12 protein-coding genes (1 of these 12 only partly in view) are annotated in these 10,731 nt (G+C 33.7%); 4 read left to right on the top strand and 8 right to left on the bottom strand.

Annotated features, from left to right (window positions below; all coding sequences use genetic code 11):
- A protein-coding gene (locus tag B2S90_RS03670) for an AraC family transcriptional regulator (protein ID WP_286696554.1) crosses the window boundary here: on the top strand, positions 1–387 show its final stretch. 459 nt of this gene lie to the left of the window's left edge; the window shows 387 of its 846 coding nt (coding positions 460–846); its start codon lies beyond the left edge, outside the window; the stop codon is at positions 385–387.
- 23 nt (positions 388–410) lie between these two features.
- Here the strand turns inward: B2S90_RS03670 and B2S90_RS03665 are convergent, their stop codons facing one another.
- From B2S90_RS03665 to B2S90_RS03645, 5 genes are all read right to left on the bottom strand, one after another.
- Positions 411–1,535, bottom strand: a complete 1,125-nt coding sequence (locus B2S90_RS03665; RefSeq protein ID WP_055232507.1) for a DUF362 domain-containing protein — start codon at positions 1,533–1,535, stop codon at positions 411–413.
- Positions 1,536–1,606: 71 nt separating this feature from the next.
- A complete protein-coding gene (locus tag B2S90_RS03660; protein WP_055232509.1) occupies positions 1,607–2,233 on the bottom strand; it encodes a DUF5052 family protein in 627 nt (208 codons plus the stop codon).
- A 1-nt stretch (position 2,234) separates the two neighbouring features.
- Entirely contained in the window at positions 2,235–3,839 is a 1,605-nt protein-coding gene (locus B2S90_RS03655) for a hypothetical protein (protein WP_055232511.1), read from the bottom strand.
- Positions 3,840–3,865: 26 nt separating this feature from the next.
- On the bottom strand, positions 3,866–5,137 hold the full coding sequence (locus B2S90_RS03650; protein WP_286696553.1) for a glycoside hydrolase family 32 protein: 1,272 nt from the start codon (positions 5,135–5,137) through the stop codon (positions 3,866–3,868).
- A 1-nt stretch (position 5,138) separates the two neighbouring features.
- A complete protein-coding gene (locus B2S90_RS03645; protein ID WP_286696552.1) occupies positions 5,139–5,858 on the bottom strand; it encodes a GntR family transcriptional regulator in 720 nt (239 codons plus the stop codon).
- 117 nt (positions 5,859–5,975) lie between these two features.
- Between B2S90_RS03645 and deoC the strand changes: the two genes are divergently transcribed.
- Both deoC and B2S90_RS03635 read left to right on the top strand, forming a co-directional pair.
- Complete coding sequence (deoC, locus tag B2S90_RS03640) at positions 5,976–6,677, top strand: deoxyribose-phosphate aldolase (RefSeq protein WP_055232516.1); 702 nt, start codon at positions 5,976–5,978, stop codon at positions 6,675–6,677.
- Between the two features lie 54 nt (positions 6,678–6,731).
- The gene (locus B2S90_RS03635) at positions 6,732–7,493 is read left to right on the top strand and encodes an AIM24 family protein (RefSeq protein ID WP_055232518.1); all 762 of its coding nucleotides are present in this window, start codon (positions 6,732–6,734) and stop codon (positions 7,491–7,493) included.
- 9 nt (positions 7,494–7,502) lie between these two features.
- On the opposite strand, the gene B2S90_RS03630 is transcribed toward B2S90_RS03635, so the two are convergent.
- Entirely contained in the window at positions 7,503–7,814 is a 312-nt protein-coding gene (locus B2S90_RS03630) for a helix-turn-helix domain-containing protein (RefSeq protein ID WP_055232519.1), read from the bottom strand.
- 269 nt (positions 7,815–8,083) lie between these two features.
- Here B2S90_RS03630 and B2S90_RS03625 point away from each other — a divergent pair, with 269 nt between their 5' ends.
- Entirely contained in the window at positions 8,084–8,704 is a 621-nt protein-coding gene (locus tag B2S90_RS03625; RefSeq protein WP_055232521.1) for a LytTR family DNA-binding domain-containing protein, read from the top strand.
- Here the strand turns inward: B2S90_RS03625 and B2S90_RS03620 are convergent.
- On the bottom strand, positions 8,701–9,903 hold the full coding sequence (locus tag B2S90_RS03620; RefSeq protein ID WP_055232523.1) for a class I SAM-dependent rRNA methyltransferase: 1,203 nt from the start codon (positions 9,901–9,903) through the stop codon (positions 8,701–8,703). The genes B2S90_RS03625 and B2S90_RS03620 overlap by 4 nt on opposite strands.
- A gap of 87 nt (positions 9,904–9,990) precedes the next feature.
- On the bottom strand, positions 9,991–10,731 hold a 741-nt coding region (locus B2S90_RS03615; protein ID WP_286696551.1), incomplete at its 5' end, for a glycogen/starch/alpha-glucan phosphorylase.

The following is a 10,731-nucleotide window of genomic DNA, read 5'->3' as shown; positions in this document are numbered from 1 at the left end:
CATATTTTCGCAATGTTGTATGAAGAGTTAAATATCCATTTCAATAATAATGTGAAATATTCACTTGCCGAAGAAATTCGTCTTTATTTGGATTTGAATTATCAATATAACCTTAAAATGAGTGAGATTGCGGATAAGTTTGGTATTCATGTAAATTATATGACACGATTATTTCATCAGAAATTTGATATTTCACCTAAACAATATCTGCTTTCAATTAAATTAAAAAAGGCTGCAGGCTTGTTACAGAGTACAAATCTCCCTGTATCTACAATTGCAGCCAGTGTGGGCTTTATTGATGCTCTGGCCTTTTCTAAAAAGTTTAGTAAGACTTATCATTGTTCACCCACACAATATCGTAAACAAACAGATGAAAAGAAGAATTGAGTTATTTCAATTCTTCTTTTTTATTACTTCATTTGAATAAGTTCATATTCTCTTGTACCTAAACCAATCTTTTCTGCATGTTCTAATGTTTCTTTCCATCTGACATTAGGATTTGAATCTAGGAAGTTATCATGATGATGATGCCAATGTGGATCAGCTAAGTTATCAGATAACTGACTATTAGGCATAGGTGTTGCATGTAAGCATGCATCTACACATGCCTGATCTAAGGCAACGGGATCAAATGACGCAAAGATACCAACATCTGGTAAGATAGGTGCATCGTTTTCACCATGACAGTCACAGTTAGGTGAGATATCTCTTACAAGACTAATATGGAATGTTGGTCTTCCATCACATACTGCCTGCGAATACTCAGCCATTTTTCTACCAAGTATTTCATTGGCATTCCAGTTCTGATTTTCAATGGCATCAAATGCACAAGCCCCAATACATCTGCCACATCCTTTACAGATATCCTGATTGATGACTGCTTTTCCATTTTCATAAGTGATTGCGTCACTGCCACATTCTTTAGCACAGCGATGACATCCTCTACATAAGTCATCATGTACAATTGGTTTGCCTGAATTATGCTGATGCATCTTACCTGCACGGCTTCCACAGCCCATACCAATATTCTTAATCGCACCACCAAAACCTGTAGATTCATGTCCCTTAAAATGAGTTAAGCTAATAAAGATATCCGCATCCATGACTGCACGACCAATATAGGCTTCTTTACAATATTCACCATTTCTTACAGGTACTGTAATATCATCAGTTCCTCTTAAACCATCTCCAATAATGATCTGACAGCCTGTAGTGATTGTATTAAAACCATTGATATTCGCACAATCTAAATGTTCTAGTGCGTTCTTTCTAGAACCTGGATATAAAGTATTACAATCTGTTAAGAATGGTTTCCCTCCACATTCCTTAACGACATCTGCGACTGCTTTCGCATAGTTAGGACGTAAGTATGATAGGTTACCTAATTCACCAAAATGCATCTTGATGGCAACAAACTTACCATCCATGTCTATATCAGTTATACCTGCTTTCTTGATTAAACGCTGTAACTTTTCAGTTAAACTCACACCAACACGTGTACGAAAGTCTGTAAAATATACTTTTGATTTTTCCATAAACATATCCTCCATAATACTATTCTAACCCAAAAGTAAGGTTCATAGTCAACTAAAAAAGAGTAGACTTGCTATTCTTCTGTTAAACAATCGGAATCAATAATCTGGAAATTCGCACGATGAATATAAAGTGCCTTACCATCAATCATGAGTTTCGTCATTTTAGGAAGATTATCAGGAATTTCCCAATAAACATCATCACCCTGATATGCCTTAATAGGCTGACCTAATTGAGATTTAACGACTACGACTCTTCTCTTACCAAATAAGTTCTTATACTTATTTAAGTAATTCGCGATAGCGGTATTGGCCGTAATACCATCTGCTCTACTATTAATATGCTTCTTAGTAAAGTCTACTTCTGCATCCAAGCCCTTTTGTTCAAAGATACAAGTATCACCACAGCTTTCTATTTCATTCCCATCAATTGTGATTGTAATGACTGAAGAAAGACTATATGTTTCTTTTACACTACCATCAGAATTATATGACGATTCTTTTACTTTATTACCAGTGATTTTGATTTTCTGTCCGTTTGTTTCAAAAACCTTATTTCCATAATTATCATAAGTATCAATTGTATAGCCATTCCCGATTAAACTGCCTTTAATATCATTCATCTTAGACTTGAAATAAGAACATCCACATAAAGATAAACATACAAATGTAATTGCGAAAACCTTCATGATTCTTTTCATCTTATTCACCTACATTCTTTATAATATTTACATCTTTCATTTCAATATAACGAATATGAATTGTTTCACCTGTTTTTAAGAAAGCAAGTGTGTTTTCATTTTCTGATGTAATGACTGCTTTGTATTTATTACCTTCTGTATCCACGATAAATAGCTTCGATTTACCATCTACATTAAGAATCTGTACATTTGCGATTGTGATATCCTTCTTCTTAGTTTCTGCATCAGACTCTTCTGTAATTGTTTGAGAAGAAAGGAAACTTTTCTTCAATAATTCAAGATTCTTGACTGAATCTGCAGAATAAACAGAGACCTTCTGATAATCTTTCGCATCGACCATCGCATACTGTTTAATCAATCCTCCACTGTCTTTAAGTGAAATCAAATAAACTGGATGACCACCTACATTGACTAATAATGGGAATGTGGCATCATAGCCATAGTTCTTCACTTCACCTTCTGCAGATTTCATAGCAGCTTTTTCATTTGCGCCAGAACATGAGAAACGTAAAGTCTGATGTGTACGTAAGTTAGATAATACAAAGCCTAAGTTAGATGAATCTTTATTTGCAGAAGTAATACCACTATAAATCCAGATATCACCATCTTTTTCTAAATAATTATAACCTTCAGATGTGACAGTGACATTCTTCTGTCCTAAGACTGAGTTAAAGAACCCATCCTGTAAGCTTCCGTTTTCATCGATTTCAGTCATAATGAGTTCTTCTGGATATACACGATCCACCCATTTTGGTACTTTGCCTTTATCATATTTCTTAGATTTACCAGTAATTGGATCAAAGAGGACAGCACCTGTGACCTTCTTCTTATTACCAACACCAAAGTAAGTATATGTTGTACATACATACCAAGGATGCCCTTTTTCATCTACTTCAAATGAAGGAGAACCAAAGATGGATGTAGGATAAGATAATTGTAGTTTACGATTTAAATTTTGATTAAGAATGGCAGAAGGTACATATTTCATACCATCTAAACCTAAATCTTTTAACTTAACGATATCTGTCTTACCATTTGTAGAATTTACTGTAATATAGGCAGGAATACCATTCTTACTGTTAGTCAAATATTTAAAGAAACTTGCATATTCAAGTGGTGTGACACGATAAACACTATTCTTATAAGAAATCTGTGTATAATCATCACTTACTTCAAACTGAGATACATATTCTGGAATCTCACCCATCACCTTATCACCAAGCTTCACAGTGCTTTTACGGTCAATAATAGGTGTCTTAGAGAAGTCTACTTCATGTAATGTCTTATTATTAAACTTTACATTTTCTACTTCTATACGACTTGCATAACGTGATGCATGGAAAATCTTACTTGTGAATAAATCAGTCACTAAAATACCTGCCACAATCACTGCCACTGCAGCACCTAAATAGCCTACCTTTTCAGGCTTGAATTTCTTACCAAGTAACGTACTATAAGAAGATGCCGCACCATAGATACATATTGCAACAATTAAGAAAATCCAGAATTCTATCGCATGAATATTCAATGCTGGTGTATAGAAATAATAAATCAATAATACAAGAATAATAGAAATCAGCATTGGTTTAAATTCTATTTTTTTCATTTGGAATCATTCCTCCTTGGTATATATTATATACCTTTTTCTCCTAGAGTAGTGATAAGACATATTGTCTTTCTATCAAGCGAAAGGACTGGTGTGTCTTTAAAATACACACGATCACTAAAGACAAGTTCTCCATTGTTGATGAATACTTCTACACTACTTGAATCAATTAAAATCTTCATAGACTGATAGTCTTTAATAGTCCCTACACGTTCTGTCTGGTTCATTACAACGATTTTATGGTTATTCACTGTAAGTGTATAAAGATCACCTAACATTAGAGTCATTCCTTCATATAAGTCTAAATCTATTTCTACCTGCTTAGATGGAAGTAAATAGTCTGTGACTTCTACTTTTTTAGATTCACATCTTAATAATGCAAGTTCTTCTACTGGCATCATATAAAGATGATTATCATGAATAGTAAGTTCTCTAGGGAAGGTCATAGCCCCTGACCACCCTTCTTCTTTTTCAGGGAATTCACTATGCCACATATCCATCCAGGCCATTAATATACGTCTTCCATCAGGCGCCAACATTGTAGTCGCTGCATAGAAATCATGACCATGATCTAATTCAATAAATGTATCTTTGATCTTATAGCCTGTTTGATGGTAGTTTCTGTATTTTTCACCATCTTCTTTAATACCTTGTGGTGACATCAATAATACATTCACTCCATTGAGTCTAAATAAATCAGGGCATTCCCACATCTTCCCTTCATGATCAATAGTTGATGCATGTCCATATTCACCTAAATAGTCCCAATTGATTAAATCATCTGACTGATAAATCAATACATGCCCTCTTCCATCCTCTTTCTGACCACCAATAATCATCTTAAAATGATCATCTTCTCGCCATACCTTAGGATCACGGAAATGAATTGTATTATCTAGAGGTGGATGGGCAATAACTGGATTGTTTTCATATTTATGGAAGTGAATCCCATCTTCACTCCAGGCAATATTCACATTCTGATGAAATGTGATATGTTCAGGATCATCATAAATATTACCTGTATAGATTAAATATAAACAATTGTTGTACTCTATTGCACTTCCTGAGAAACAGCCATCAAGATCTTCTTTATCTCCAGGTGTTAATGCGATAGGTAAGTTTTCCCAATGAACTAAATCCTTACTTCTAACATGAGCCCAATGCATTGGTCCCCATATAGGTTCGTCTGGGTAGTATTGATAAAATAAGTGATAGTATCCTTGGAAATAAGAAAAGCCATTTGGATCATTAATCCATCCATGTTCTGGGCATACATGATAGTTTAAACGGTATGTCATATTACTCTCCTTTATGTCTATTAAGATGTAATGTGAATGTATTGATATCAGAGCGATAACGTGCAATAGAATACTCTATTGGAGTCTTATTTATATCATAACCGATAGAGTGAAAATAGAATAATGGATCTCCTTCTTCTATATCCAGCATATCCGCTATTGTATCATCGGCTTTGATCATTTCTAATTCTCGGTCAATTGTATCAATACTATGTCCCTGTGCTTCAAAGACATCATAAAGTCTTTCTTGGGTAAAGTCTGTATCAAGCAATTCTGGAAATAGAGAAACAGGAATATAGGTTGTAATAAAGACATTAGGATTCTTATCTGTATAACGTAAACGAACAAGTTTATAAACTAAATCTTCTTCTTGTTGATGTAAAGAATCCGCAATCTCTTTAGACGCCTGTTCTTTTTTAAATGAAATCACCTGCGTTTGAGATACAATACCATGTCTTTTCATCTGTGTATCAAAACTAGATATTGTCTGTGTAAAGTCTTGAATTACCTTAGGTATACATACAATAGTGCCACGTTTTTTCTTCTTTTCTAGATAACCGGCATCTACTAAAATTTGTACAGCTTTTCTAATAGTAGGTCGACTTACATGATAAATATCAGATAATTCATGTTCTGTAGGAATAATAGTGCCTTCAGGGTATTCTCCCGATGTAATCTTATCTAATAAATCTTTTTTTACATCTAAATATAAAGCGGTCATAACGCACCCTCCTCATGTATATGATATTTTATCACATTTATAACGCCAGTGATATGTTTACATATCATTGACATAACAATTATATAATGTTAGTATATATGTAAAGGAGAGATACAGATGAAAGAATATACTATTGATGAATTGGCACAGATGATTGATCATACTAACTTACATACTGATGCCTCTAAAAAAGATATGGAGAAACTATGCAATGAGGCAAAAGACTATCATTTCAAGATGGTTGCAATCAACCAGGTTCAGTCTCATTTATGTGCGGAACTATTAAAGGGCACTGATATTCATGTAGGTGCTGCAATTTCATTCCCACTTGGACAGACTACTATTGCCTCAAAGGTATTTGATACAAATAATGCGATTGAAGAAGGAGCCACTGAGATTGATTATGTCATCAATCAGACAGAGGTTAAGAATAAGAACTGGGAGTATATTAAGGATGAAATGACACAGATTGTGGATGCATGTCATGCCCATCATATTCCATGTAAGGTTATTTTTGAAAACTGTTATTTAGATGATGAAGAAAAGATCAAATTATGTGAGATCGCGAAAGAGGTTAAACCTGATTTCATTAAAACATCTACTGGTTTTGGAACAGGTGGTGCTACTTTTGAAGATGTCGCATTAATGAAGAAATATGTAGGTGATGAGGTAGAAGTAAAGGCTGCAGGTGGTATTAGAAATGCGGATACTTTTATCAAGATGATTCAAAATGGAGCAACTCGTATTGGTACAAGTGCAGGAGTCTCTATTATTGAAGAATTAAAGAAAAAAGCTGTTGATGGTGTAATTAAGATTTAAAAAGGTCATAAGACCTTTTTTTTCGTATATAATAGTGTAAAGGAGGGTTTTCTTATGGGATTCCAGATTTTTAATTTTGAAGATAATAGCAATGTCTCTGTAGTGAGTCGTAAAGGAATGTTTAAAGTAATTCAGTACGATAAGGATTTAAGTTGTACAGCTGATGATGCACAGATTAAATTCTATATGAGTCAAATGAATGTGAAGAAAAGACAATTGATGATTACTTTAAATAATGAGAGCGTGAATATTCAACCAGGAGCCATGCAATGGTATGTAGGTGATGTACATCAGTCTACAGGTTTAAAAGGGATTGGTGATACAATCAAGAAGTTCTTTAATGCCCAGGTCACTGGTGAATCTACAATCAAACCACAATATGAAGGGACTGGTGTTATAGTCACAGAACCAAGCTATAAGCATTATATTATTGAAGATCTAGATGATTGGAATGGGGCTATGTGTGTAGAAGATGGTTTATATTGTGCATCTGAAACAAAAGTAAATCTAAGTACTTCTATGATTAAAAGTGTATCGGGACAGACAATTGGTGATGAGGGATTATTCAATCTCTGTCTAAAAGGATCTGGTAAGGTTGTCTTAGAATGTAATGTTCCTCAAGAAGAACTGATTACCATTGATTTACATAATGATACATTAAAGATTGATGGATCATTTGCGATTGCCTGGAGTGAGAATCTAGACTTCACAGTAGAAAGAAGCGGTAAAACATTGATTGGTTCAGCCGTGAGTGGTGAAGGTTTAGTCAATGTCTATCGTGGAACAGGAAGAGTATTAATCAAGCCACAGATTTAAAAACATCCACTACTCGTGGATGTTTTCATTATACGCATAATCATCAATAAGATATTCTGAAATCAACATATAGACATCTCTCATGCAGTTCTCTGGTACTCTGGATACATTCATCACTTTCATATCCTTGCCATAAAGAATATAATTCGCATCTGTACAATAGATTTCTATCAGCTTCGCTAAGACTTTTATAGATGGTTCACATTCACCATTCTCATACTTCCCTATGGTTGTGCGATGTGTATCAATACGTCTTGCGACTTCTTCTTGAGAATATCCCATTTTTAATCTTGCTTTTCTTAATCGTTCTCCCATTGACATATCTGTATACCTCTACACTTTAAGCATAGAAATAAAACAGAGAGTATAGCGCTCATGTGCGTAAAAATCTCACTTTTTTAGATTTCACGATATTATTATTCGTTTTATGTTATTTATTATGTTATACATTAGTTTATTCATGTATTCTGATTATGGGAGCTATAACAGTATGTATATGTGTATATACACACTAAAGGACTAATACCAACATGGCTTAGTCCTTTTTCCTTTATTATATTGTATATAATATTACTAGGTGGTTGAGTATTATGATTATTTCTATTGTACATTTAAATTCTTATATAACAGACAGAATAATCCAGATGTTTCGTCATTATCATCATCGTTATACAATTTCTAAAACACTGATTCATTCTGATATATATTTTACAGGTGCATTTGAAGATATACAAAGAATTAGAATAATTGATCAAGAAGCTTTTATTGTGATTGTATTAAATAAACCTTTAGGTCCAGAGACTGTGATCTACCAGCCTTTTCATTATATATTTGAAAATGATTTAGAGTTCGGCGTTTCATTGATGTTGTCATTGCATGTGAAGCATTACGATTATTATCAATTCAAATATGAGCATCAGAAGATGTCTATTCCTATCCATGATATTTTCTATATAGAAACACATGATCATCTTTCTACTATACATACAAAGAAAAAGAACTATCATCTCTATAAGCCTTTAAGAATAATACAAGAAGAGATGCATTCTAAACAGATTGTACAGATTAATAAAAGTACATGTATTAATAGTCGTTATATCAATAAAATAAATCATCACGATATCTATATGGGAACCCATATATTTAAGTTAGGACAAATTTATAAAAATAACTTTTATCAGTCATTAAAAAAGAAGTCCGGAGACTTCTAGATGATTTGGAAGATATAGAACTTTAAGTAAGATGTTTCTTCCATAGTCCATAGAATTGGATGATCCGCATTCTGTTGAGTCACAGAGACCTGTTTTAGAGTTACTCCACATTCCTTTGCGGATTCTCTTAACATCTGTTCAAATAGTGCAGTTTCCATAAAACGTGAACAGCTGCATGTAATTAGATATCCACCCTGTCTTAGTAGCTTCATAGCCTTCATGTTAATATTCTTATAGCCATTATAAGCATGATTCACTGTTCTTCTTGATTTAGTAAATGCAGGTGGATCTAAGACAATAATATCATACTGTCCCTGATGACATTTATCTAAGTAATCAAAGACATCATCCTGTACAAAAGACATTCTATCTTCTAGATGATTCATTTTCGCATTCGCAAGACCCTGATCTAAAGCTGTTTGAGAAACATCTACAGCAGTGACATGTTTTGCGCCTCCAATTGCAGCATTTAATGCGAAACCTCCTGTATGACTAAAACAGTCTAAGACTGTCTTACCTGCTGACATGTTTCTTAGTAATACTCTGTTAGATTTCTGATCTAAGAAGTAACCAGTCTTCTGACCATTTTCCACATCTACATTAAGCTTCAAACCATTTTCATTAATGACAGTTGTAGTCGGTAATATGCTTGGTTTCCAGAATCCTTTATAGAGTTCTAGACCCTCCTTAGCACGTACCTTGACATCATTTCTTTCATAGATAGCAGATACATTCTGACCATCTTCTTTTAATACTTCCAATAATAATTCATAGATCATATCTTTGATTAAATCTAAACCATAAGATGTAATCTGAGTCACAATGATTTCATTATAACGGTCTGCAGTTAAACCTGGTAAACTATCTGCTTCACCAAATACAAGACGACAGTTCGTTAGATTATCTTTTTCTACTGTCTTTCTGAAGTCATACGCAAACTGAATTCTCTTTTTAAAGAATTCTCTATCAATCACTTCATTTTGATTCTTAGTTAAAATACGTACTGTAATATGACTTTCTTTAGAAAGAAACCCTGTACCTAAATAACGTCCTTGAGTCGTCATAATATCTACTAAAGAACCATTCTCAATAGAATCATCTAGACTACCTAAATTATTCTTATACATCCACATCTGCCCTTTATCGAGCCATTTTTCTCCTTCAGGAGTAATAATAATACTTGGATAATTTCTTTTCATTTTCTACACCTCGTAAATAAAATAAAGTATATAAGAAATAAAATCAATAAAAAAATCAGAGTTCATTAAGAACCCTGATTAAGGAGATTATTTTAATTTCCAGATATCTTCATTATACTGTGCAATAGTTCTATCACTAGAGAAGAAGCCAGCTTTAGAGATATTGACTAACATCTTCTTAGCCCATGCTTTTCTATCTTTATAATCGTTGATAGCACGTACTTTAGTCTCAATATAGTCTCTTGCATCAAGTAATGCCATAAACCAATCCTTGTATGATATATCATTATGTAATCTTTCAAGTGATTCCACATCACCGACTGATTTCATTTCATCACTGACAATAAAATCAACAAGTGTTCTTAATTCAGGATCATTATTTAAGATATCCTGAGGATAATAATCACCTTTCGCATAATGGTCAATAACTGTATCAGCTTTTGCGCCAAAGATATAAATATTATCATCACCTACAAATTCATGTATTTCGACATTGGCACCATCGTCAGTACCTAATGTGACTGCACCGTTCAGCATGAATTTCATATTAGATGTACCAGATGCTTCTTTTGAAGCAAGGGAAATCTGTTCAGAGAAATCAGCTGCAGGAATAATAGATTCTGCATAAGTGACATTATAGTTTTCTACCATGACTACTTTTAAGTAAGGAGATACTTCTGGATCATTGTCAATAAGCTGCTGCAGACAAAGGAGTGTGTGGACGATATCTTTTGCAAGGATATAAGCAGGAGCTGCTTTTGCGCCAAAGATACATGTAATAGTATGTGCAGGCTTATGACCGGCTTTAATCTGTAAGTACTGGTAGAT

It is taken from the genome of Catenibacterium sp. UBA627 (assembly GCF_002299355.1).
In the GTDB taxonomy this organism is placed as follows: Bacteria; Bacillota_I; Bacilli_A; order Erysipelotrichales; family Coprobacillaceae; genus Catenibacterium; species Catenibacterium mitsuoka.
The sequence above is the reverse complement of the archived record's forward strand: the minus strand, read 5'-3'. Positions and strand labels throughout refer to the sequence as shown.

Coding starts and splice junctions, on each gene's coding strand:
- B2S90_RS03650 (WP_286696553.1), bottom strand. CDS start 5,137: ATGACATACCGTTTAAACTATCATGTATGCCCAGAACATGGATGGATT.
- B2S90_RS03635 (WP_055232518.1), top strand. CDS start 6,732: ATGGGATTCCAGATTTTTAATTTTGAAGATAATAGCAATGTCTCTGTA.
- B2S90_RS03625 (WP_055232521.1), top strand. CDS start 8,084: ATGATTATTTCTATTGTACATTTAAATTCTTATATAACAGACAGAATA.
- B2S90_RS03645 (WP_286696552.1), bottom strand. CDS start 5,858: ATGACCGCTTTATATTTAGATGTAAAAAAAGATTTATTAGATAAGATT.
- B2S90_RS03665 (WP_055232507.1), bottom strand. CDS start 1,535: ATGGAAAAATCAAAAGTATATTTTACAGACTTTCGTACACGTGTTGGT.
- B2S90_RS03630 (WP_055232519.1), bottom strand. CDS start 7,814: ATGTCAATGGGAGAACGATTAAGAAAAGCAAGATTAAAAATGGGATAT.
- B2S90_RS03660 (WP_055232509.1), bottom strand. CDS start 2,233: ATGAAAAGAATCATGAAGGTTTTCGCAATTACATTTGTATGTTTATCT.
- B2S90_RS03620 (WP_055232523.1), bottom strand. CDS start 9,903: ATGAAAAGAAATTATCCAAGTATTATTATTACTCCTGAAGGAGAAAAA.
- B2S90_RS03655 (WP_055232511.1), bottom strand. CDS start 3,839: ATGAAAAAAATAGAATTTAAACCAATGCTGATTTCTATTATTCTTGTA.
- deoC (WP_055232516.1), top strand. CDS start 5,976: ATGAAAGAATATACTATTGATGAATTGGCACAGATGATTGATCATACT.